Annotated in this window: 20 protein-coding genes, 1 pseudogene and 1 riboswitch; of the genes and pseudogenes, 8 read left to right on the top strand and 13 right to left on the bottom strand. The window is 66.2% G+C overall.

The window, feature by feature from the left end:
- Positions 1-3 precede the first annotated feature (3 nt).
- Both SOM26_RS01025 and SOM26_RS01020 read left to right on the top strand, forming a co-directional pair.
- Entirely contained in the window at positions 4-288 is a 285-nt protein-coding gene (locus SOM26_RS01025; protein WP_320450874.1) for a hypothetical protein, read from the top strand.
- Positions 285-857, top strand: coding sequence for a 3'-5' exonuclease (locus tag SOM26_RS01020; RefSeq protein WP_320450873.1), 573 nt, complete (start codon positions 285-287; stop codon positions 855-857). The genes SOM26_RS01025 and SOM26_RS01020 overlap by 4 nt, the downstream gene beginning before the upstream one ends.
- 6 nt (positions 858-863) lie before the next feature.
- Here the strand turns inward: SOM26_RS01020 and SOM26_RS01015 are convergent, their stop codons facing one another.
- The 5 genes from SOM26_RS01015 to SOM26_RS00995 all read right to left on the bottom strand — a co-directional run bounded on the left by SOM26_RS01015 (position 864) and on the right by SOM26_RS00995 (position 4,458).
- The gene (locus SOM26_RS01015) at positions 864-1,352 is read right to left on the bottom strand and encodes a metallophosphoesterase family protein (RefSeq protein ID WP_320450872.1); all 489 of its coding nucleotides are present in this window, start codon (positions 1,350-1,352) and stop codon (positions 864-866) included.
- On the bottom strand, positions 1,349-2,437 hold the full coding sequence (locus tag SOM26_RS01010; protein ID WP_320450871.1) for an SPL family radical SAM protein: 1,089 nt from the start codon (positions 2,435-2,437) through the stop codon (positions 1,349-1,351). Before SOM26_RS01010 ends, SOM26_RS01015 begins: the two co-directional genes overlap by 4 nt.
- A 90-nt stretch (positions 2,438-2,527) precedes the next feature.
- Entirely contained in the window at positions 2,528-2,800 is a 273-nt protein-coding gene (locus tag SOM26_RS01005) for a hypothetical protein (RefSeq protein ID WP_320450870.1), read from the bottom strand.
- Between the two features lie 61 nt (positions 2,801-2,861).
- The gene (locus SOM26_RS01000) at positions 2,862-3,182 is read right to left on the bottom strand and encodes a hypothetical protein (protein WP_320450869.1); all 321 of its coding nucleotides are present in this window, start codon (positions 3,180-3,182) and stop codon (positions 2,862-2,864) included.
- A gap of 142 nt (positions 3,183-3,324) precedes the next feature.
- The gene (locus SOM26_RS00995) at positions 3,325-4,458 is read right to left on the bottom strand and encodes an ROK family transcriptional regulator (protein ID WP_320450868.1); all 1,134 of its coding nucleotides are present in this window, start codon (positions 4,456-4,458) and stop codon (positions 3,325-3,327) included.
- Between the two features lie 123 nt (positions 4,459-4,581).
- On the opposite strand from SOM26_RS00995, the gene SOM26_RS00990 reads away from it, so the two are divergent.
- Genes SOM26_RS00990 through SOM26_RS00980 form a run of 3 tightly spaced genes read left to right on the top strand, consistent with a single transcriptional unit; the run spans position 4,582 to position 9,280 of the window.
- Positions 4,582-7,122, top strand: a complete 2,541-nt coding sequence (locus SOM26_RS00990; RefSeq protein WP_320450867.1) for a TonB-dependent receptor — start codon at positions 4,582-4,584, stop codon at positions 7,120-7,122.
- A gap of 8 nt (positions 7,123-7,130) precedes the next feature.
- A complete protein-coding gene (locus SOM26_RS00985; protein ID WP_320450866.1) occupies positions 7,131-8,279 on the top strand; it encodes a YdcF family protein in 1,149 nt (382 codons plus the stop codon).
- 23 nt (positions 8,280-8,302) lie between these two features.
- Positions 8,303-9,280, top strand: a complete 978-nt coding sequence (locus SOM26_RS00980; protein WP_320450865.1) for a phospholipase C/P1 nuclease family protein — start codon at positions 8,303-8,305, stop codon at positions 9,278-9,280.
- 53 nt (positions 9,281-9,333) lie between these two features.
- Here the strand turns inward: SOM26_RS00980 and SOM26_RS00975 are convergent.
- Positions 9,334-10,572: pseudogene (locus SOM26_RS00975) on the bottom strand (MFS transporter); the annotation flags it as partial.
- Between the two features lie 482 nt (positions 10,573-11,054).
- Here SOM26_RS00975 and SOM26_RS00970 point away from each other — a divergent pair.
- Both SOM26_RS00970 and SOM26_RS00965 read left to right on the top strand, forming a co-directional pair.
- A complete protein-coding gene (locus tag SOM26_RS00970) occupies positions 11,055-11,936 on the top strand; it encodes a fatty acid desaturase (RefSeq protein ID WP_320450864.1) in 882 nt (293 codons plus the stop codon).
- Positions 11,933-12,712, top strand: a complete 780-nt coding sequence (locus tag SOM26_RS00965) for a phosphate/phosphite/phosphonate ABC transporter substrate-binding protein (protein ID WP_320450863.1) — start codon at positions 11,933-11,935, stop codon at positions 12,710-12,712. Before SOM26_RS00970 ends, SOM26_RS00965 begins: the two co-directional genes overlap by 4 nt.
- Before the next feature lie 44 nt (positions 12,713-12,756).
- On the opposite strand, the gene SOM26_RS00960 is transcribed toward SOM26_RS00965, so the two are convergent.
- The 4 genes from SOM26_RS00960 to SOM26_RS00945 all read right to left on the bottom strand — a co-directional run bounded on the left by SOM26_RS00960 (position 12,757) and on the right by SOM26_RS00945 (position 17,312).
- The gene (locus SOM26_RS00960; protein WP_320450862.1) at positions 12,757-13,242 is read right to left on the bottom strand and encodes a cupin domain-containing protein; all 486 of its coding nucleotides are present in this window, start codon (positions 13,240-13,242) and stop codon (positions 12,757-12,759) included.
- Positions 13,243-13,303: 61 nt separating this feature from the next.
- Positions 13,304-13,873 carry a nicotinamide riboside transporter PnuC gene (gene pnuC / locus SOM26_RS00955; protein ID WP_320450861.1) on the bottom strand — a complete coding sequence of 190 codons (570 nt, stop codon included), beginning with the start codon at positions 13,871-13,873 and terminating at the stop codon, positions 13,304-13,306.
- The gene (locus tag SOM26_RS00950) at positions 13,873-14,982 is read right to left on the bottom strand and encodes a phosphotransferase enzyme family protein (protein ID WP_320450860.1); all 1,110 of its coding nucleotides are present in this window, start codon (positions 14,980-14,982) and stop codon (positions 13,873-13,875) included. Before SOM26_RS00950 ends, pnuC begins: the two co-directional genes overlap by 1 nt.
- 47 nt (positions 14,983-15,029) lie before the next feature.
- Complete coding sequence (locus tag SOM26_RS00945; protein ID WP_320450859.1) at positions 15,030-17,312, bottom strand: TonB-dependent receptor; 2,283 nt, start codon at positions 17,310-17,312, stop codon at positions 15,030-15,032.
- Positions 17,313-17,373: 61 nt separating this feature from the next.
- A riboswitch (TPP riboswitch) is annotated at positions 17,374-17,483 on the bottom strand.
- 367 nt (positions 17,484-17,850) lie between these two features.
- Between SOM26_RS00945 and SOM26_RS00940 the strand changes: the two genes are divergently transcribed.
- Positions 17,851-19,038: a DUF2252 family protein gene (locus tag SOM26_RS00940; RefSeq protein ID WP_320450858.1), complete on the top strand. Its 1,188-nt coding sequence runs from the start codon at positions 17,851-17,853 to the stop codon at positions 19,036-19,038.
- Between the two features lie 269 nt (positions 19,039-19,307).
- On the opposite strand, the gene SOM26_RS00935 is transcribed toward SOM26_RS00940, so the two are convergent.
- The 3 genes from SOM26_RS00935 to SOM26_RS00925 all read right to left on the bottom strand — a co-directional run bounded on the left by SOM26_RS00935 (position 19,308) and on the right by SOM26_RS00925 (position 21,142).
- Entirely contained in the window at positions 19,308-19,688 is a 381-nt protein-coding gene (locus tag SOM26_RS00935) for a beta-ketoacyl synthase N-terminal-like domain-containing protein (protein ID WP_320450857.1), read from the bottom strand.
- Positions 19,685-19,921, bottom strand: coding sequence for an acyl carrier protein (locus tag SOM26_RS00930; protein ID WP_320450856.1), 237 nt, complete (start codon positions 19,919-19,921; stop codon positions 19,685-19,687). The genes SOM26_RS00935 and SOM26_RS00930 overlap by 4 nt, the downstream gene beginning before the upstream one ends.
- A gap of 216 nt (positions 19,922-20,137) precedes the next feature.
- Positions 20,138-21,142 carry an AAA family ATPase gene (locus SOM26_RS00925; protein ID WP_320450855.1) on the bottom strand — a complete coding sequence of 335 codons (1,005 nt, stop codon included), beginning with the start codon at positions 21,140-21,142 and terminating at the stop codon, positions 20,138-20,140.
- Positions 21,143-21,145: the final 3 nt, after the last annotated feature.

The raw sequence follows: 21,145 nt of genomic DNA, 5'->3' as shown, positions 1-21,145 counted from the left end.
GTCGTGCGCGGCCGCCTGTGGCGCAGGAGCAATCCGGCGCTCGACCCCGATGTACGGCAAAGGCTGGTCGACGAACTGATGCAGGCGCGCCGCGCCGTCCATGCTGCTTTGAAGACCGATGACGCAGCAGGTCTTCGCCGGGCCCGGGACGGCGTGAACGCCGCCAAGACGGCGCTGGGCGAACGGGGGCCGGTCTGGTGGACGGATGGCGCGCCCGATCTCAACCGGCATATGGCGCGCAACACCGACTATGCCGATTGGTACGTGCATCAGGAGGATCGGCCGTGAACGTCTTTCTCGATTTCGAGGCCTCGTCGCTGGACGACAGGAGCTATCCAATCGAGGTGGCGTGGGTGTTCGAGGATGAGCGTTCGGAAAGCCATCTGATCGCGCCCGCCCCCGACTGGACCGACTGGAACCCGGATGCGGAGCGAATCCATGGCATCGCGCGCGAAATACTGGTCCGTGAGGGCGTTGCGCATGATGTCGTCGCGGCACGGATGGTCGAGCAACTGACCGGCCATTCGCTATTCGCCAGCGCACCCTCCTGGGACGGCAAGTGGCTTAGCGCCTTGCTCCGCGCGGCGGGTCTTCCGCGCCATACGCTACGCTTGAAGGACACCGATATCGCGCTGCGTGAAACGGCCGAGGGGATCCTGCGCGGCGTCGTTCCGCAAGATCGGCTGGAGGCCATCGTAAATGACCTGATGGCCCGCGCCAATGCGACCAAGGACAATGCCCCGGCCCACCGCGCGCTGGCCGATGCCCGCGAGGAGCGCAGCGTCTGGCAGAGGCTGCGCGATGCGGCAACCGCCCTGGCGGAGGCAAGCGAAGAGGCGACGCCAGCCGCCCCCTGACCCGCTTCAGGCGGAGGCGACCAGCTCGCCCAGCCGAACCGGCGCGAAGCCATGAACATCGACGCCAACGTCGAACTGGCGCGGCATGGGTTTCAGGCGACCATGGCTGTGCCCATGAAGATTGATCGCTCCCTTGTGCTGGCCGTTCCAGCTGCGGAACGGATAATGGCACAGGATCAGACGGCGATCCTCCAGCGTGATCTCGGCGTAGTCCTGCACCGTCGCCCAGCCCGTGGCAGCGACCGTGGCGTCCGGATCGTTGTTGCCACGCAGGAGATGCTTGATGCCATTGAGCTGTTGGAGCAAGGCTGGAACGTCGCCTGCCCGCCGCGCGACATCGCCAAGATGCCATACCTCGTCATCCGGCGCGACCGTCGCGTTCCAGCGTTCGATCAACACCGCGTCCATCTCCACCACGCTGGCGAACGGACGCTTCTGAATGTTGATGGTCCGGTGATCGCCGAAATGGGTGTCGGCGGTGAAGAATATCGTCATGTCCAGTACAGTATCTGCGCGGACGGCAGGACCGTCGCGATCCGCTCCTCGAAGAAACCGCGCAGGTCCCGCATCGTCGCTGCGTCATAGACCTGTTTTTCCGAGCCGAACTTGGTCCGTTTGGTCGTGCGCCTCTCCATTCCCATGTCGAGCGACGATCCCGGATACCAGCTGTCCAGCACCGCCTTCGACCCCGGCGTGAAGCGATGCGTGATGAGCTCGATCGTCAGGTCGAGCCCCGGCACCCCGCCCAGCGCCGCCGCCGCCTCGTCCAGCAGCGTGGCATAGGCCGAACGCCATCCCGTCGCCGCGATGATCGGCGCGATGGTCAGGCCGACGGGATACCCGGCCATCGCCATCCGCCGCAACGCCGCCAGCCGTGCGGCGACCGGTGCCGTCCCGCCCTCGAAGCGCGCGAACCGGGATGGGTTGATCGAGGCGCGCATCCGGGTCCGCCCGTGATGCGCGATGTCCAGCAGCGGCGCAACCAGTGCGAACTTGGTGGTGAACCGCAACTGCACCGGCGCTTCCCATTGTCCGAACCACGCGACCATCGCCGACAGCGAACCGGTCAGAGGCTCGAGCGCTAGGGGATCGGTGTAGCATGACGCCTCGAACGTCGTTCCCTCTTGGCGGCGCGCCCGGTTGCGCGACGTCACCGCGCCCGTCCCGAGATAGGATGGCAGGCCCGCCAGTATCTCATCGAGATTGGCATAGACCCGTGTGATCGGTGGCCCCTTCAGCGACCCCGCCAGATAGCAGTAACTGCAATGCGCCGGGCATCCCTCGGCCAGGTCGACCCGCCAATCCGCACTGGGCGCGATCGGTTGAAGCCGTCGTTTCGACGGCGGCGCGACGACGACCGCCAGCGTCGACTTGGCGGCGACATAGGCCCGGCGGGGATCGTCGGGCAGGTCGAGCGCCAGGCGATCACCGGGCAACGCCACCACCTCGACGCCGCGCGCGGCGGCACGCTCGACGATCGCCCGGCCATGCGCGAAACCGAAGGCCGACCGCGTGACCAGCAATCGCCTGGGCAGCCAGTCGGCACGGTCGGGAGTGGAAATATCCTGCGCAGTGGCCATCAGGGCGAAACGGCTGGTCCGCGCGAACGGTCCATGCCTCCCTTGGCATTGCGCATACCAGGGCTCGGGCGGCCGCGTCCCGCCCCGTCCCTACAGCCCGGCGCGTTCGATCATCGTGGCGATCTCGACCGGCATCGCCTCTTCGCCCTTGGGCAGCAGCCGGTTCAGCGCCGTCTGCACCCGCTTGCGCGCCACCTGATACGCCTTGTGACGGATCAGGCGGGTCGCATTGGTCCGCCAGGACGTGCTTCCGCCCAGCAGCACCTCCCACTTGGCCTCTTCCGCTTCCAGGATCGACAAAGCGAGCCGCAGGCCGTCGCGGCGGCCGCGCGCATAGTCGTCGGAGGTGTTGGCGCGTTCCATCGTGGGAGCAGACTGGCTTCGAACACCGGCCTTGGCAAGGCGCCTCCCACCTGGCGGCGCGTCAGTTGCCCTCGGCATCGACCATGAAGGCAACGGGCTTGCCCCGCGACAAAGGCTCCCAACCGGCCGACAATGCCGAGCGGATGCAGCGCGATATCGTCGCATCGTCGAGCTGGAGCCGCCCGCGCGGCAACCCCTTCAACAGGCGCTTGGGCGCTGGAAACTCCACCCACGCCTCACGCTTGGCGTCGCGCTGGGACACCGCGATCGCCATGCCCCGCCACCCTTCGTCATCGGACAAATGGGGTTCCCGCTGGAGGCGCCAGTCATAGGTGACGCCATCGACATCGACGCTGCCGGTCGTGCTGTTGGATTTCGACATGGCACCGCCCCTAGCACGCCAGTCGCGAGAGACCCAGATTGATGACGATAGGCTTCCGGACGGAGACGCGGCGGACTAGCCCAAGCACCGACAATCCTCGTCGTCCCCCAGCCCGTAGCGGACGGCTGGAACGTGTTCGGCATCAACTCCGCGTGATCGCCGCGTGGATCGGCAACAATGCCGCCCCCAGGGCCGCGCCCGCGCCGCCTAGCCGCGAGATCGTGACGGCACGGTGCCCGACATCGCTCTCGATGCCATGCTCTCCCCAGATGATGTCGCGGCGGTTCAGCCGCTCGGCCAGGCCCTGCATGATCGCCGCGGGCAAGGGGCTCATCAGCCGGATCGCACCCGGTTCGAGCCAGGCGATCGCCGAGTTGATCGTCGCCACCAGCTGATCGGCGGCGCGGTCCAGCCAGCGGTCGATGACCGCTTGATATCCGGCAATGGTCCCGGCGAAATTGGCGAGGGACTCCACGCCGCATCCGGCCGCGCGCAGCGTTGCGATAAGGTCCAGCGTCGTCGGGCGGGGCCGGTCGCCGGGATAGAACATGCCGATCTCTCCCGCGCCGCCCGCCTCGCCACGCATCAGCCGTCCTTCGTGGATGATGCCAGCGCCGATGCCGTGGCCGAGCAGGATCACGATCGCCGTGGTACAGCGCCCGATCAGCCCGCCCAGATAATACTCCGCCAGCGCCGCTGCGGTCGCATCATTCTCGATCCAGATCGGCAGTTGCAGCGTCTGCTCGAAGATTTCGCGCAACGGCGCGTTCTTCCATCCCGGCAGGTTGCGGACGATGCTCCAGCGATTGCCGTCGCGCGACAGGGCCGGTCCGGGTGCGCTGAAACCCACGCCGTAGAGGCGTCGCCCCAGCAGGCGATGTTCGAGCGTCAGGTCATGGATGCGCCGGTCGACATGGCGCGCAAAGCCCGCCGGATCGGTCAGCTCGATCGTCTCGGAGGTGAGTGCGATGACGCCACCGGCATAATCGACGACCGCGATCTCCAATATCCCGGCATAAAGCGCCAGGCCAAAGGTATAGCCCCCCGCCGCCGAGATCCGCAGCGGCACTGTCGGGCGGCCGCGCCCCGGCGGAGCCTCCGACGTCATCTCCTCGATCAGGCCCTGCCCGATCAGCGACTTGGTCAGCCGGGTTGCGGCGCTGTTGCTGATCTGCAGCGCCGCCGCCAGGGTCGAGCGCGGCTGCGCGCCATGCGTCCGCAACTGCCAGAGCAGGCGCTTCTCTTCGTCCAACAGGCTGAGCGCGGGGTACTTCATGCGGCCCGACCGGTAACCTCTGACGACCCGGAACGCGATTAATTTTCACAGAAATAATTAAATCCTTCACATCGGCCGCCCATCCGCCCCGTCGATCGAACGACATTCAGGGGGACAGACTTCATGACACGGCATTACCTCGCCGCCGGTACGGCACTGGCCGCGCTTTCCATCCTGGCGGCTCCCGTCCACGCCCAGACCGCCAGGCCGACCACGACCGGCACAGCCGACCCCAGCGCCCCCGCCACGCCAGCAACGGACCCCGCACAGACCGCCGACAATGGCGGAACCGACATCATCGTCACCGGCTCGGCCCGGGCACAGCGCCGCTTCGACGTGTCCTATGCCGTTAACTCGCTGTCACAGGCCGATGTGCAGAAGATCGCGCCGAAGAGCTTTGCCGATCTGCTCGGCACCGTGCCGGGTATCCAGGTCGAGGCGACCGGCGGCGAGGTGCAGAACATCACCCGTGTGCGCGGCATTCCCACCGACCGCGGCTATCTGATCTTCCAGCAGGACGGCCTGCCGCTCTATCACGAGATCGACGGCGTGTTCTTCAACTCCGGCGAAGGCATGAACCGGTACGACCTGATGACCGAGCGGGTCGAGATCGTACGCGGTGGCCCGGCACCGATCTATGCCAGCAGCGCGGCGGCAATCGCCAACAACATCACCGTGTCGGGCGGCCCGGTCGCGCGCGGCAAGGCGCAGCTGACGCTCGGCGATACCGGCCTCTACCGGCTCGACGCGATGCAGTCCGGGCCGATCGGCGACAACACCTATTTCGCGGTCGGCGGCTTCCTACGCCAGCATGACGGCTATCGCTATGGCGGCTTCCCCAGCGATAAGGGCGGGCAGATCCGCGCCAACCTGAAGCACGATCTGGACAACGGCTTCGTCAAGGTGTCGGCCGAATATGTGAACGACCACAATGTCTTCTACCTGCCGATCCCGATCGCGGATCCGCGCAATCCCACCGTGTCGCTCAATCCCTATATCGATTACTTCACCGGCACGCTGAATTCGCCGTCGCTGCGCAACGTCAACATCAAATATCGTGATGGCGCGGGCGTGTTGCAGGGCATGCAGCGCGACCTGTCCAATGGCCGCCACATGCGCCTGTTCAACGCAGCGGTGGATTACGAAGCGGATTTCGACGGCTGGAAGGTGTCCGCCAAGTTCGGCGGGACCAAGGGCAAGTCGAGCTTCGACGCCTTTTATTCGACCACGAACCCGGCGGACGCCAACAGCTTCGCCGCCAGTTACCTCACCGCCGCGCGCAATGCCTTCGGCGCCAATGTCGCACGCCTCGGCTATGCCTTTGCGGGCACCAACGGCGCATCGGTCTATGATCCCTCGACCGCGTCGGGCCTGGTCATGTCGGGCCAGTATCGCGCATCGGAATCGGATTTCTATTCGGTACAGGGCGACGTCAGCGTCACCCGCCAGTTCACGACCGGCCTTGGCGATCATGACGTGCGCGTCGGCGTCTACAGCGCGTTCTATGGCAATACGCTGCTCCAGGCCTATCAGGACATGCTGATCGAGGTGCGCAGCCAGCCGCGCACGCTCGACCTCGTCGCCTATTCGGCGACCGGGCAGGTGCTGGGCTCGGTCACCCAGAACGGCGTGCTGCGCTATACCACCACGCTCAACAAGGGTGCGGGCGATGCACAGATGATCGCCTTCTACGCCAACGACACCTGGGACATCACGCGCGGCCTGCGCGTCGACGCGGGCATCCGCACCGAGCGGTACAGCTACAAGGGTTTTGCCTCGCCGACGACGCAGGCGAACCTGGGTGACGCGACGACGCTGGCCGATGACAGCACCCGCGCCTTTACCGGGCAGGTCCTCGACCAGCGGTTGAAGCCCGATGCGACCAACTGGACGGTGGGGGTCAACTATGACCTGACCAGCCATTTCGGTGCCTATGGCCGCATCTCTAACCTCGAAGTACCGCCCCAGCTCGGCGTGGTGACCAGCATCAACCCGGCGATCGTCAAGACCAAGGCGCGCCAGTATGAGGTCGGCCTGAAGGCCAGCTTCGGCCCGCATTATCTCTATGCGACGGGCTTCTATACGAAGTTCAATCCGTTCAACGCTTCGTTCGCGGCATTCAACCCGGTGACCGGCCGCAACGACCAGACGCTGCCGTTCATCGGCGAGGCGTCGGTCAAGGGTATCGAGGTCGACGGTCGCGTCGCACCGGTCCGCTGGTTCTCGCTCGACGGGTCGATCACCTGGCAGGACCCCGAATATGCCAATCTTCAGAACACATCGGGCGCCGACCCGCGCGCGGTGAACGGCAACCAGATCATCCGCGAGGCGAAGTTCTTCGGCAATCTGCGGCCCAGCGTCGACTTCGACCTGGGTGAGCAGCGGCTGTCGGTGTTCGGTCGGTTCGAATGGGTCGGCCGCCGCTATGTCGACCTGTTCAACCGCACCGCGATGCCGGGATATCAGACGGTGGGCGCGGGCGCGGCGCTCGACTGGGGCGCGTGGCGCTTGCAGGTCGTCGGCGACAATCTGTTCAACGCGCATGGCCTGACCGAGGGCAATACCCGCACCGACCAGTTCGCTGGTCAGGGCACGTCCGAGGCGATCTATGGCCGCCCGCTGTTCGGACGCAACTTCCGCCTTATCGCCAGCCGCAGCTGGTGATGCGGACCATGGCATCCGCCGCCATGCTGGCGCTGACGGTGCTCGCCGCCCCGGCGCTGGCGCAGGACGTGCCGGACCGGGTGATGGCCGCCCTGTCCGCCCGCCTGTTCCCGATGCTCGACGCCGCCGGACATGATCCGGCGGTCATCGCGCGGATGTCCGGGAACCCAGAAATGAAGCATGTCCTGACCGCCCGGAAAAACCGCCGGGCGAGTTGCGGCACCGACCTCACCTGCCGGGCCCAGGCGATGCTCTGGAGCCCGCAGGAGGCCGAGGTGTTTCGCCGGGCCGTCGCGGGTGAAAGGACGCTCCCCGTCGCCGATGACGGTCCCGCGGCACAGGCCGACCGTGAGATTGCGGGCATCAACATGATCGTGCGCACCTATGCACTGGACGGCGTGCCCACCACCGCGATCGACGGGCCCGGCACGCTATCACCGCAGGATCGGCAGTCGCGCCTCCAGGCCGCCGACTGGCTTGCCGCGACACCGCGAGCCGGGTCGGTACAGGGTTTCGATCCCAGCATCGACTATGCCCTGGCCCTGCTCGACGTCAGCGACCGGACCGATGCGATCGACCATGAACCGCCGACTGACGGGGTGAATGCGGCGGCAGCCGCGCGGGCCAGCGGGCTGGACTGGCGGCGCTATCGCTACGGCGCGATGATCGTCACCGGCGTCGGCCCCGAGATCGAGGGCGAGCCGCTGAGCCCGTTCGGCAAATACCATCTCCGCCTCGCCGCCCGCCGCTTTGCGCAAGGGGACATCGCCTTCATCCTGGTCAGCGGTGGCCGCGCCCATCCGCGCGCGACGCCGTTCACCGAAGCCGACGAGATGCGCAAGGCCCTGATCGAACGGTACGGCATTCCCGCCGAGGCGATCATCAGCGAGCCCTATGCCCGCCACACTACCACCAACCTGCGCAACACCAGTCGATTGCTCGCGCGGTTCGGCATGCCCGGCGAGGCCGAGACGCTGATCGTCTGCAACCCGGTGCAGAGCAGCTATATTGAAAGCGCCAGCTTCGCCGAACGCAACATGGCGGAGCTGGGCTATCAGCCCGGCCGGGTCGTCCGCCGCGTCTCGCCGACCGAGCTGGTCTTCCGCCCGTCACGCTCGTCCGAGCGGGTCGATCCGCGCGATCCCCTCGACCCTTGAGCCCGCTTACGAAAGGACCCGGCATGCGTCGTTTCATCCTGGCCGCCGCCATCATCCTGTGCCCCGCCGCCGCCCAGGCCTGGGGCGGGACGGCCCATGCCGTGATCGACCGGGCGGCGATCGCGGCCATCCCCGCCGACGGCCCGGTCTTCCTGCGCCGTCATGCCGATTACATCGCCGCCTCCGCCGCGCTCCCCGACACCTGGCGCGGCGATGCGGAGGGTTTTTCCAAGATCGAGGAGGACCCCAATCACGGCTGGTTCCGCGAGCAGTTCGCGTTCCTGAAGCCCATCCCCCGTTCGCGATACGAATTCATCCTCGCCCTCTACAAACGGTATGAGGTCATCAAGGATAGCGATCCCGCGACTGCCGTGAGGACCAATGTGCGCTGGACCGGCACCCTGCCCTATGCCGCGATGGAGGCGTATGACCGGCTGATCGTGTGTATGCGCGCGGTCCGGTCAGCGCAGGCGCGGGGCGTCGATGGCTCGGTGCCCGAGCAGCATTGCGCATTCCAGACGATCCGGCTGGGCCATTATATCGGCGACGGGTCGCAACCGCTGCACGATTCGGTCAACTCCGATGGCTGGCGCGGTCCCAATCCGAATGGCTATACCCGTGACCGCAGCATCCATGGCCGGTTCGAGAGCGGCTTCGTCGACGCCATCGGCCTTACCCCGGCGGATATCATGCCACGGATCGGCCCCCTTGCGCACCGGGACGGCGACATGTTCGACGCCGTGCTGCGTTTCTTGGACCAGTCGGGCGATCGCGTGGAGACGGTGTACCGGCTCGAGAAGCGCGATGGCTTTCGCAACCCCGCCGACGCGGACGTGCGTGCGCTGATCTATGAGCGGACGGCGGCGGGTGCGGCGATGCTGCGCGACATGCTCTGCCGCGCCTGGTCGGAAAGCGCTTCGCTACCCGCCAAGGTAACGCCGTCGCCCCTGGATTTCACCAATCCGCGCTTCAATCCGGAGACCGGCTCGGCCACGCCCTGACGCCGCGTCAGGGCGCGCAGCAGGCTGGCATGGCGGCCATGGTCGAGCGTGAAGCGGCGCAGGAGCAGCATCGCCAGCAATGCCCCGGCGAGGGGCACGCCCAGCCCCAGCGTCACCATGCCGATGCGCACCCCCTGGGCCTGGGGAACGCCGGGCACATAACCGAGCAGGTTCAGCACCCCGCCGATCATGGCGGTCGACGCCGCCCCGCTGGCCTTCACCAGCACGAGGTAGAAGGCGAACAGGCCGGTTTCGAAGCGCCGCCCGTGCCGCCACTCGACGACGTCCACGACATCCGCCAGCAGCCCCCAGGGCAGCATGAAGACGCTGGTGAAGCCGAAGCCGATAAGGGCGGCGCAGGCGATCTGGCCCACCGGCCAGTCGAGGCAGGTCGCGAACAGCACCAACCCCAGCGCGCTGACCGCATGTCCGGCCCGCAGCAGCCGTGCCTTGCCGACGCGTTGGCCAAGGGCCGTCCAGGTCAGCACGCCGCCGAACTGCCCCACGGTCAAGGCAGTCAGCAACAGCGTAACCGCAGCAGGCCCGGCAGCGACATAGCTTCCCAAATAGATCAGCATCCGGCCGAAGCATGGCATGGCAAAGCCGGTGAGCAGCGCCAGCGCGGCCATGCCGAGGACCATCGGGTCGCGCAGCGGAACACCGATGCCGTCTCCCCGCAACGCGCTGCGTCCGGCATGGCCGTCCCGCCCGCCCGACGCCCAGGCGCACAGCACCATGGTCAGTGCGAACGCAGAGCCGACCGCGATCCCCGTGCCCGCCAAGGCATCGAAATGCCGCGTCCGCCCCGCATGCTGCACCATCGGCGTCAAGACGGTCGCGACGACCAGCGCGCTCGCGGTGCTGAAAAACAGGCGGTATCCCGACACCCGCCCGCGCGCACGGCTGTCGCGACTGACCTGCGCCATCAACGCATTATGCGGCACGTCGACCACCGCATAGGCGCTGCGAAAGACGAGGATGGCGATCGCCAGCACCCCTATTCGCTGCACGCCCAGGGCGGGCATCGCATAGATCAGCGCAAAGGCGATCCCGCATGGCAGCGCCGCGACGGCCACCGTCCAGCGATAGCCCCGACCCGCCGCGCGCCAATACAGGACGAGGCGCGCCGCCAGCAGGTCGAAGACCAGATCCCCCAGTGCCGCGAACAGCAGCATGGCCGCCGCCTTCGCCGCGCTCAGCCCCAACACATCGGTCAGGAGGTAGAGGATGGTCAGGTCCGCCCCGCCGAACACCAGCGCCTTGCCGAAATTACCGGACGAATAGGCGATCATCCGCCCCTCGGCGGCGATCGTCGGGTTCGGGCTAGGCGGCGTGAGAGTCATGAAAAAGCTGGAAACTTGCTCGCTGTTGCCGCTTGAGCCACCGCCGCTACCCGGCGTTCATGTCATCTTGGCGACAGCGGCTTTGCCGTCCTCGCGTGATATTTGCCAGACAGGAAGCCGCCCGCCAGCGGGCTCCAAGACCGCACCCCGCTGCCGAGCGCGCTGCGACGACTGCCCACTCTAGCTATGGCTTAGGGGGCATCCGCCATGATCGGCAAGCGAAGCTATAGCCCACCAGACTTTTGCTAGGGTCTAATTCCTATCGAATTGATAGATGATCTCCATCGAAGGAGATTCGCGATGACAATCTGGCCGGGCGCCCCTGTTGCCGACTTCCACCAGATCACGTCGATAGACCGCCTCGGATCATGCCACGGTCCGGACCGCGACAGCGCAGCGCTGCTCCACCTGCTCGCACGTGGGCAAGCCCTATGAGCCGGGCAAGCGAGACGATCGAATGGCCGACCATGCTGGTCGCCGCGCTGATCTATGCCGGATGGCTGGCACTCACCTTCTGGCATGCGGCACTGCCGATCCCGCTGATCGTCATGGCGGGCGGCTGGCTGATCGCCTGGCACGGCTCGCTCCAGCACGAGACGATCCATGGCCATCCGACGCGCTGGCATGCCGTCAACATGGCGATCGGCGCGGTACCTCTGTCGCTCTGGCTACCCTATGGCCTCTATCGCGACAGCCATATGGCCCATCACCGGAGCCCCCACATCACCGATCCGCTCGAAGACCCGGAGTCGCGCTATGTCGCGACGGGGCGTGGGCCACGCCATATCGCGGTGAAAGCCCAGTCGACCTTGCTCGGGCGATTGCTGATCGGCCCGCCAATTGCGGTCGCCCTGCTGGCCGTCGATGAGTGGCGGCGGCTGCATCGCTCGCCGGGACGGGTCCTGCGTGACTGGCTTCCACACCTGGCGCTGGTCGTGCCGCTTGTCGCGTGGCTCGAATGGACGGGGTTCGGGGTGCTGCGCTATGTTCTGCTGGTGGTATATCCTGGCCTCTCGCTGACGTTGCTGCGTTCCTTTGCCGAGCACCGCGCCGACTTGCCGGGGCCTAGCCGCGCCGCGACGGTCGAACATGCCGGGCCGCTCGGGCTGCTGTATCTGAACAATCATCTGCACACGGCGCATCACGACCGCCCCGATCTGGCCTGGTATCGCCTGCCGGCGCACCAGCGGCATCATCATGCCCGGCTTTCCCAGCAGGCGGGGCGGGCCCATCGCAGCTATGCCGAGATCGTCCGCCGGTTTGCGCTTACGCCGCACGACACGCTGGTTCATCCCGATCGCGGCGGGCAATGACGGCCCCTTTCGTCGCCTCGCTCGGCATGTACGACCATCCGGGCCAGCGTGCCGCCAATGATGCGCTCTGGGCGGCGATCGCCGAGCATTTGCGGCGGCAGGGCATCGCTGCTCCCCCAGCCGTCGATCGCGGTCGATCGGTCGAAGCGATCTGGCGCGACCCTGCGCTGCTGTTTGCGCAATGCTGCGGCTATCCGCTGGTTGCCGATGCCGAACTGGCGCTGCGCGTGGTCGCGGTCCCGCATTATGCGGTGCCAAACTGCCCGCCGGGGCGTCATCTCAGCCGCGTCCTTGTCCGCGCCGACGATCCGGCGGCCACGCTGGCGGCATTTGCCGGTCGGACGGTGGCGATCAACGCGCCCCTGTCCAACACCGGGGCCAATCTGCTCCGGGCTGCCGTGGCGCAGGTGGCACCGCCCGAAGACTTTTTCGGGGCGACCATCACGACCGGGTCGCACCGCGCGAGCATCGACGCGGTGGCGAGCGGGCGGGCCGATATCGCAGCGATCGATGCAGTGACCCATGCCGTGATCGCACGGGACGAGCCGGGCGCGCTGGCCGGACTGCGTGAGCTGGCGATGACGCCGCTTGCGCCGAACCTGCCCTTCGTCACGGCATGGGCGACGCCTCCATCGGTCGTCACGGCCCTGCGCCGTGCACTTGATGCCGTCATGCGCGACCCTGCCTTGGCACAGGCGCGCGCCGCGCTGTTCCTGACCGCCGTAGAGCCCGCAAGCGTCCATCGATACGTCGCGCTGCGCCGATTAGCCCGGTAGGTCGGCACCGCCCAGACCGGATGGCGACCCAGGCGCGGTTCCGTTTATTTGACCGACAGCTTGGTACCGACAAGCACGAGGCGATCGCCGGTAATCCCGAACTCATGGGGCACGCCGGCGGGCAGGAGCAGCACGTCACCGGCATGCAGCGGGCGCGTCGTGCCGCCTTCGATGCGGTCACCCTCCACCAGTTCTTCGCCGCGTTTTACCGGCCCGACCAGGGTGCCGCCCGAAACCAGCATTCCCGCGCCTTCCAGCACGACGGCATATTCCGCCTCCGCCGGATGGACGGCGGGCCGACCCGGTTTTTTCCAGATTTCGATCGCGACGACGCGCTGTCCGTCGCGGAGCAGTGGACGCCATGCAAAGCCCTGGCCCGGCTTCATATCGGCCAGCATCGCCGCCACCTGCCCGCGAATCTCCGCCGCGCTCGCCAGATCGGTTTGCGCTATCGCCCCGATTGGCAAGATGGCTCCGGCGATGAGCGCCGACGCCCGGACGATTGCCATTTTCCCGATCGAAATCATCATCTTGGATCCCCTTCCTGTGTGGGGATCGTTGTTGCACCCGCTGGCCCGACCGGCAACCCGGTCAGCCGCTTGAGGGCGCGCGCTCCGTCCGCCGCCAATCTCGATAGCCCATGATCGCCAGCCCGATCATCACCGCATAGAGCCCGGCGGTCGGCATCAGCCCCTTGAACACGAACATCCCGACATAGACGATATCGACCGCGATCCAGAGCAGCCAGTTCTCGCGGTGCCGCCGCGCCGTCCAATATTGCGCGACCAAGCTGAAGCTGCTGAGCGTGGCGTCCAGCCAGGGCAGCGCCGCATCGGTATGGCGGCTGGTGAACCACCCGATCGCCAATGCCCCCAGCGCGCCGAGGCCCAGCCCGGCCAGTGCCTTTCGGCGGGACAGCGGCATCACGACGACGGTGCCGCTGTCCGCCCTGCCGCGGCTCCAGACGATCCAGCCATAGAGGATGCCGAGGCCGAACACCGCCTGCAACGCCATGTCGGCATAGAGCCGCACGTCGAGGAACAGCTTGAAGTAGAGCGCACAGGCGACGAGGTTCAGCGGCCAGCAGAACATGTTGCGCCGGGCCGTCAGCCAGATCGCGAGGAAGCTGATCGCGACGGCTGCGATTTCGAGTCCCGACATTACAACCCCCGCCCGGCGCGCAACCGCGCAAGGAAGTCTTGTCCTGCCACCGACTGGAACCAGTCGGCATGGCCCAGCAGATACCCCTCCCAGGCCAACTGCGCCGCGTCCGGATCGCCGGCTATCCCGGCGAAATAGTCGATCTCGGACAAGGCAAATTCGATGTGCACCAGCGGCAGGAGCCGGACGACCGCCTCCATCATGGCCGCGTCCATGGGGCCGACCATTTGATAGCCCGCGATCAGCGCCAGCGCGGCACCTGGGTCGGCAATGCCATCGTCCCGCCCTTCCCCCAAGGCCAGCCAGGCAAAGGCGGTCCGCTCGATCGCGGTCGCCAGATCGTGCACCGCGGAGGTCCGGTCGGCCAGGCCGAAATCGAACACGGTCTCGACCGTGCCGTCCTTTGCCCAGAGCAGATTGGAGGGATGCCAGTCATTATGCGTCCATAACGGCTTCTGACCGGCCAGGACCTGCGCAAGCCCGTCGCCCGATGCGGCGAACAGCGCGGCCAGTTGCCGACGCCATGGCCGATCGGCCAGAAACCCCGACAATGCGGGGCGCGCGCGGACATAGGCTTCGGCCGCCGCCATCGGATCGGTCGCGGGCAGGATGGTGAAGCTGGCGACCAGGGGCTGCACTTTTCGCGTCGGCGCTGCATAGCCGGACGATGCGCGGTGCAGTTGCGCGAGCGCTCGCCCCGCCGCCCGCGCATGGTCATGGGATCGGAACGGCGTCCAGGACTGGCAATCCCGATACAAATCCGCCCCGGCCGCCCGGCCGTGCAACTCATAGGTCCACGCGCCCAGCGTGACCGCGCTCGCGCCCTCTTGCGTTCGCCAAAGCTCGGGCACGGGCATCCCGGCCGCCGCGAGATGGGCGTTGAAGCCATGCTCCTCCGCCAACCCGGCAACGCCGCGCACCCGGCGGTCATGCCGTTTCAGCAGGAATGCGCCGCCGCTCGACTGGATCAGGGTGGCCGCGGAAAAGGGCCGCGGCGAGTGCCAGCGCAACGCTTCGATCGTCCCCGCCCCCGGGAAACAGTCGAGCGCCGCCGCCGCTTCGTCAGGCGTGATGGCAGGCCAGACCGGCTCCTCCATCGCCAATCCCATGCCGTGGACACGGTGCGTGCCGGCAGGATAGCCCGACCCGCCCATGATCAGAAGGCGCGGGACAGGGTGGCGACGACGGCCGCGCCGCCGCCGATAAAATAGGACGGCGCATTGCCCGTGATGACCGTGCTACCGCGTCCGACCGTATCGCGCGCATTGGTCGTGACCGCCTGCACGCCCGCCAGGATATGCGGATCGGTGACGTTGATCCCGTTCAGCCGCAGATCGGTGCGCTTGCCGTCCAGCCAGTCAGCCAGATGGACACCGATCGACAGGTCCAGCGTCGCATAACCCTTTATGCTCTCGTCGTTCGTAAAGGTCGCATATTGGCGACCGACATATTTGCCCGCGATGCTGCCGAACAGGTGCCCGTCGTCATAGGTGCCGCCGCCGCCAAGCTGGAGCGTCGGGCTGGACACCGCGCGCTTGCCCCGCGTCGGCAGGAAGTCCGCGCCGACCGGCAGATCGTCGTCGATCCGCGCCCGCAGATACTCGCCCGAGACATAGAGGCTGACACCCTTGGCCGGGCGATAGTCGATTTCGCCATCGACACCGTAGGAGGTCTGCCCCCCGGCGTTCAGCGTCGAGTTGACCAGCGCGCCGCCATTGTCGACCACCGTCGCCAGTTGGCGGTTGCGGAACTTGTAGTGGAAACCCGTCACCGAGGCGGAGAGATTGGGGCCGATATAGCGATAGCCGACCTCCTGCGAGACCGAATACTCGTTCTTCAGCCGATCGGTCCCCTGCGTCGAGATCGCCCCCTCATAATAGCTGTTATAGAGCGTGAACTCGTTGGGCGTGCGGAAATGGGTGGCGATGTTGGCGAACAGTTGCTGCCGGTCGTCGATCGCATAACGGACGGCGGCCTGCGGCAAGGGGACGAAGCTGTTGCGGCGCACCCGGTCCTGCGGGCCCGGCAGGAAGTTGCGACCGTTGCGCAGCAGGTTGACGCCCTTGAACCCGATATCGACGGTCAGAAGCGGGGTCAGCGCGATGCTGTCCGCGACAAAGACGCTTTTCGTCACCGTGACGGTCCGCTGGTTCTCATAGGCGAGCAGGCGGCCATCGGCGGTGCGGATCGCCCGGCTGGGATAGCCCCAGGGGTCGGCCGGACGGCCATCGGACCCGACCGCGCCGTAAGTCTGCGTCACGCGGTCGGTGCCATAGTCGAACCACAGCCCGGCGGTCAGCCGGTGGACGCCCGCCTGCAAGGTCAGCTTGGCGACCTGGCCCGCACGCATCTGATCGCCGGTATAGTTGCCCAGCACGGTGGCCACGCCATTCACGGCCCCCGGCAATGCGATCGGATCGGCGAGTTGCTGGTTGCCCAGGAAATTGCCGGTGGTCGCCAGCTGGGTGCCATAGGGCGAATTGCCGTAGCCGAACTGGAGATAGGTCGTGGTGTCGAGCGTCAGCCGGTCGGTCAGGACCAGATGGATCGGTGCCGAGGCATAGAGGTTGCGGAACGGCGCGCGGTACAATTCCCAGTACCGGGTATTTCCCGGCGTATAGGCCGCGTCATAGTTGAACTTGCGCCCCTGCGCCTGCCAGTCGGCCAGGGTCGGGCTGGGGTAGCTGGAGGAGTTGGCGTCGTTGTACGACAGCGCCAGGCTGGCGCGGTTGCCATTCCCCCATTCGCGCAGCAGCTTGGCGTCGACATGCTGGCGCGTATCGAACCCGGCCCCGCGCCAGTTGTCGGCACGGGTGTTCGAATAGGACAGAAACGCCTTCAGCCCGCTATTCCCGATCGTCCCCGTATCGACCCGCGCAAAGACGCGCCGCATGGCGGAGGACCCGAGCGAGAGATCGGCGAGCACACCCCGCGTCGCCTTGGGATCGTCGAGCGACAGGGACAGAAGACCGCCCGCCCCCACCACCGTCGGCGCATCGATATCCACCGACCCTGGTGCGAGCGCGATCCGGCGCAGATTTTCGGTATCGGCGAATTGCGACGGATAGGCATAATAATAGCCGATATCGTTCTGCGGCGCGCCCTCCATCACCACGGCGATCTGATCCTGGCCCAGACCCCGCAGAGTCAGGCTCGAACTGGTCGACAGGCCATAGGGGTCGCTGGAGGCGAGGTTCGCCCCCGGCAGCAGGTTCACGAGCTGGAAGGCGTTCAGCGTCGGCGCCTGCTTGACGATGAAGTCCGGGCCCACCTCGCTCACCGCCCGGGGCTCGGTCTGGTCGGGCAGCAGGCCTTCGGGATCGCGGTGGCCGATCACGCGGATATCGGCGGGGCTTTGCGGAGCCTGCTGGGCAGAGGCGGCGCTGGGCAGGACCACCCACGCGGCCGACAGCATCAAAAGTCCATTGCGGATCGTCATGGGATCGCGCGAATTCACAACCGGCATCGTCTCTTACGTCCACTTCACACGGAGGGACGACGGACGAGCCACCAACCCTCCCTACGCCGGTACAAACCGGATCAGGTTCAGCGGGTCATGGGCTGCTGCCCACCTCTCAACCGCGCATCAGCGGCCCCCCGGGGATGGGGCCGTCTAGGCGCTTCTGGCCGGGGTGCAAATGGTTATCGTGACAGGGCCACCACCCCACATTGGGGCGGATCGATTTTTCTTCCTTCCACCTCCCCTGGCATACCCTTGCGAAACTGATCCCTCCCACCCCGGTGGGCGATGTTTTTGAGCAACGTCCCGACTTTTGCAGCGACAACTTCTGAGGAGGCGAGGTGACGAAGCCGGTGAATTGGGCTGTGCGTCAGTCGTAGCGGGTACGAAGTGGCGGAAATGTTTAAACCACTGCACCTCACGCAACTCGCTCCGCCCCTCACCAGCAATGTTTTGTTACTTTCCGGTGCGATCGACGTTGAAGCGACATTGTCCACCCCGAAGGTCGGAACCGTTCATGCCCAACCCCGCCGATCGTAATGCCATGCTGGAAGCCCGACGTACGTTGAAGATGGCGCAATCTCCCCATGCCTATGTGCGCGGCAATACGGCGAAATTCTATGAATGGCTGGCGGCGTCGCCGGTGTCGCGTCGGGTGCCGACGGGCCCGGCGATCTGGATTTGCGGTGATTGCCATCTCGGCAATCTGGGGCCCATCGCCAATGGCCAGGGCTCGGTGGAAATCCAGATTCGCGATCTCGATCAGGCGGTGATCGGCAATCCTGCGCATGACCTGATCCGGCTGGGCCTGTCCCTGGCCACGGCGGCACGCGGCTCCGACCTGCCCGGCGTCGTGACGATGCGCATGATGGAAGAGATGATCGACGGCTATGCCGCCGCCATCCACGACCCGACCAGCGGCGTCCCCGGCGTGGAGTCGGACATCGTTCGCAGTGTCGAGCGAGCGGCGCTGGGGCGGCGGTGGCGTCATTTGGCGAAGGAACGGCTCGATGCCGTCGAACCCCGCATCCCGCTCGGCAAGAAATTCTGGGAGCTGTCAGCGGAAGAACGCGAGGCACTGACCACCCTATTCGCCGAAAAGCATGTCGGCGCGATGATCCTGTCGCTCCAAGGCAAGCCGAAGGATCGCGAGGTACGGCTGGTCGATGCTGCCTATTGGATGAAGGGGTGCAGTTCGCTCGGCCTGCTGCGCTATGCCGCGATCGTGGCGCTCAAGACGCGCAAGGGCCGATGGAGCTATGCGCTGGTCGACCTGAAGGAAGCGACCACGCCCATCGCGCCCGCCGCCCCCGGCGCGGACATGCCCGACGACGATGCCGAGCGCGTCGTCGCCGCGGCCCGTCACCTGTCACCCTATCTCGGCTCGCGCATGATGCCGGTGCGGATGCTCGACCGATCGCTCTTCATCCGCGAGCTTACCCCTCAGGACCTGAAGCTCGAAGTCGACCAGTTCAGCCACGGTGAAGCGGTTAGGGCCGCCCGCCATCTGGCCTTCGTCGTCGGCACCGCCCATGCACGCCAGATGGATCCCGCCACCCGTACCGAGTGGTTGGCCATATTGGAGGCCGACCGGCGCGGCACGCTCGATACGCCGTCATGGCTGTGGGAGAGCATCGTGTCCCTGTCCGGCAGCCATGAGGCGGGTTATCTCGACCATTGCCGGAGATATGCGCTGGCCGCTTAGGGGGCGCATCCGTGTCGCGATTTCCGGCACCATCAGCCAGCCGACTTTTCCCGTCAGAGCTCAGCGTGCAGACGCGGCTGCAATACCCAATGCGAAGGAACGTTCCGACATATCATCACGTCTGGCTCGTGTCCGGGATCGACAGCAGAAAGCATGTTCCCTGTTCCCTGTTCCCGATCGGGGACATGGCGAACGGCGATCCCCATGCGAGCGGCGAGTGTCGCGCCGATAAGATGGCCATGCGCCAACTTGGTTGCGATCACCGTGGATTACTCAAGGGCCAGATCCAGCGTGGTATTGCCGTTGCTGCCACACCCGATGATGACGGCCGTCCGGTCGGAACGCCAGGATCCGTCCTCCAGCCCGGCATGCCGCACCGCCTCGTCCGCCGCAATCACGGCGAAGCGCGAAAACGGGTCCAGCCGTCCGAGGCGACGCAGGTTTCGCTCCGGCATGGCGACCTCCACGACCGCCTTCTCGATCCAGGCCGCCACCCCGGTCATGCCCGTGCCGTCCGCTATATTTCCGATGTCGCTGTCGATCTCGCGAATGGCATTCTCGCCGTTCAGGGCGCGTCGCCAGTTCGTCTCGAAGCCGTTGCCCAGACCCGAGATCGCCCCCATGCCCGTGACGACAACACGTCGCGTCATGAAGCCGGCGGGGTCAGAACGATGTCGATCAATTCACCAAGCGTCGCTTCGCGTGGAATATCGTCGGGTTCGATTACGACGTCGAGCTTTTCCTCGATCGAAAAAATGGCGCTTGCCAAGTCGATCGAGCTTATGTCCAACTCGGAAAGCTTCGCCTCTTCGCGCAATTTTTCCTTATCGAGACCGGATTCTTCCACCACGATCTCTAAGATATCCTGCCGGCCAAACGACATAATCTTTAATACACATTTTAGGCGGGGTAGCATGCGCGACGCAGAGCACTGTAGGTCGACGACCTACAGACGATGGCCGCGAAGAAATAACGGCTCGTGACGGCTGTCGCACGAGCGCCCGGCCCCTGCACGGGACGGCGTCATACTACCCTTCCCGGCGATGACGCTGGCTATAACCGTGATTTTCCGTCTGGCACCGGCACCACTTGCCGGTCTTCACGACCGCGGCACGACCCTCATGACATCATCGATCAGAGTCTCGATCCCGTCGCCGCGCGCCATGGCCTGATAATTGACGATGACCCGGTGCCTCAGAACAGGACGCGCGATGGCCGCGATATCATCGCAGCTGACCGCGAAGCGATCGTCCAGCAAGCATTGGACCTTGGCCGCGAGGATCAGGCTCTGGATGCCACGGGGGGACGCGCCCAGCGCGACGCCGCGTTGGACCGACTCCGGTGCGTAGGCACTGCCCGGCTGGGTCGCCATGACGAGGCGGATGGCATAGCTTTTGGCGACTTCGGGCACCGGCACCTGTCGCACGACGTCGCGCAGCCGACATAGCGTCCCGGCGTCCGTCACGGGAGCAATCGCCACGCCCTCACCGCCCGTCGTGCGGTCGATGATGGCGTGATACTCCGCCTCGGTCGGATATCCGACGAGCAGCTTGAACAGGAAACGATCGAGCTGTGCCTCGGGCAGCGGGTAGGTGCCTTCCTGATCGACCGGATTCTGGGTCGCCATCACGCAAAACGGCTCGGGCATCTTCAGCGTACGGCGGCCAACGGTCACCTGCCGTTCCTGCATCACCTCCAGCAGCGCCGACTGGGTCTTCGGCGTCGCGCGATTGATCTCATCGGCCAGCACCAGATTGGCGACGATCGGCCCCTGCTGGAAGGTCAACTCGTGACCGCCGCCTTCCGCCTCGGTCAGCATGGTGGTGCCGATGATGTCGGCAGGCATCATGTCGGGGGTGAACTGGATGCGGGAGAATGGCAGGTCGACCGCGCGGCTGATCGAGTTGATCAGCATCGTCTTGCCCAGCCCAGGCACCCCTTCGAGCAGGACATGCCCCCCCGCCATCAGGGCGGTCAGGACGCCATCGATCACGTCCCGCTGTCCCACCATCATCCGACCGACCTGATCGCGGATGGCACGAAACACCGTTCGAAACTCGTCCGCCTGTTCGCGCGCGACCTGGACCTGATCGATCATCTGCATGGA

The sequence above is a fragment of the Sphingomonas sp. CFBP8993 genome, from assembly GCF_034044895.1.
Classification (GTDB): domain Bacteria; phylum Pseudomonadota; class Alphaproteobacteria; order Sphingomonadales; family Sphingomonadaceae; genus Sphingomonas.
Note: the sequence above shows the minus strand (reverse complement) of the source record. Positions and strands in the feature narration are given on the sequence as shown.

Bases quoted from the DNA above. Each gene is read 5' to 3' on its own strand.
- SOM26_RS01015 (WP_320450872.1), bottom strand. From the start codon at position 1,352: ATGACGATATTCTTCACCGCCGACACCCATTTCGGCGATCACCGGACC.
- SOM26_RS01010 (WP_320450871.1), bottom strand. From the start codon at position 2,437: ATGGCCACTGCGCAGGATATTTCCACTCCCGACCGTGCCGACTGGCTG.
- SOM26_RS01005 (WP_320450870.1), bottom strand. From the start codon at position 2,800: ATGGAACGCGCCAACACCTCCGACGACTATGCGCGCGGCCGCCGCGAC.
- SOM26_RS01000 (WP_320450869.1), bottom strand. From the start codon at position 3,182: ATGTCGAAATCCAACAGCACGACCGGCAGCGTCGATGTCGATGGCGTC.
- SOM26_RS00995 (WP_320450868.1), bottom strand. From the start codon at position 4,458: ATGAAGTACCCCGCGCTCAGCCTGTTGGACGAAGAGAAGCGCCTGCTC.
- SOM26_RS00990 (WP_320450867.1), top strand. From the start codon at position 4,582: ATGACACGGCATTACCTCGCCGCCGGTACGGCACTGGCCGCGCTTTCC.
- SOM26_RS00985 (WP_320450866.1), top strand. From the start codon at position 7,131: ATGGCATCCGCCGCCATGCTGGCGCTGACGGTGCTCGCCGCCCCGGCG.
- SOM26_RS00980 (WP_320450865.1), top strand. From the start codon at position 8,303: ATGCGTCGTTTCATCCTGGCCGCCGCCATCATCCTGTGCCCCGCCGCC.
- SOM26_RS00970 (WP_320450864.1), top strand. From the start codon at position 11,055: ATGAGCCGGGCAAGCGAGACGATCGAATGGCCGACCATGCTGGTCGCC.
- SOM26_RS00965 (WP_320450863.1), top strand. From the start codon at position 11,933: ATGACGGCCCCTTTCGTCGCCTCGCTCGGCATGTACGACCATCCGGGC.
- SOM26_RS00960 (WP_320450862.1), bottom strand. From the start codon at position 13,242: ATGATGATTTCGATCGGGAAAATGGCAATCGTCCGGGCGTCGGCGCTC.
- pnuC (WP_320450861.1), bottom strand. From the start codon at position 13,873: ATGTCGGGACTCGAAATCGCAGCCGTCGCGATCAGCTTCCTCGCGATC.
- SOM26_RS00950 (WP_320450860.1), bottom strand. From the start codon at position 14,982: ATGGGATTGGCGATGGAGGAGCCGGTCTGGCCTGCCATCACGCCTGAC.
- SOM26_RS00945 (WP_320450859.1), bottom strand. From the start codon at position 17,312: ATGACGATCCGCAATGGACTTTTGATGCTGTCGGCCGCGTGGGTGGTC.
- SOM26_RS00940 (WP_320450858.1), top strand. From the start codon at position 17,851: ATGCCCAACCCCGCCGATCGTAATGCCATGCTGGAAGCCCGACGTACG.
- SOM26_RS00935 (WP_320450857.1), bottom strand. From the start codon at position 19,688: ATGACGCGACGTGTTGTCGTCACGGGCATGGGGGCGATCTCGGGTCTG.
- SOM26_RS00930 (WP_320450856.1), bottom strand. From the start codon at position 19,921: ATGTCGTTTGGCCGGCAGGATATCTTAGAGATCGTGGTGGAAGAATCC.
- SOM26_RS00925 (WP_320450855.1), bottom strand. From the start codon at position 21,142: ATGCAGATGATCGATCAGGTCCAGGTCGCGCGCGAACAGGCGGACGAG.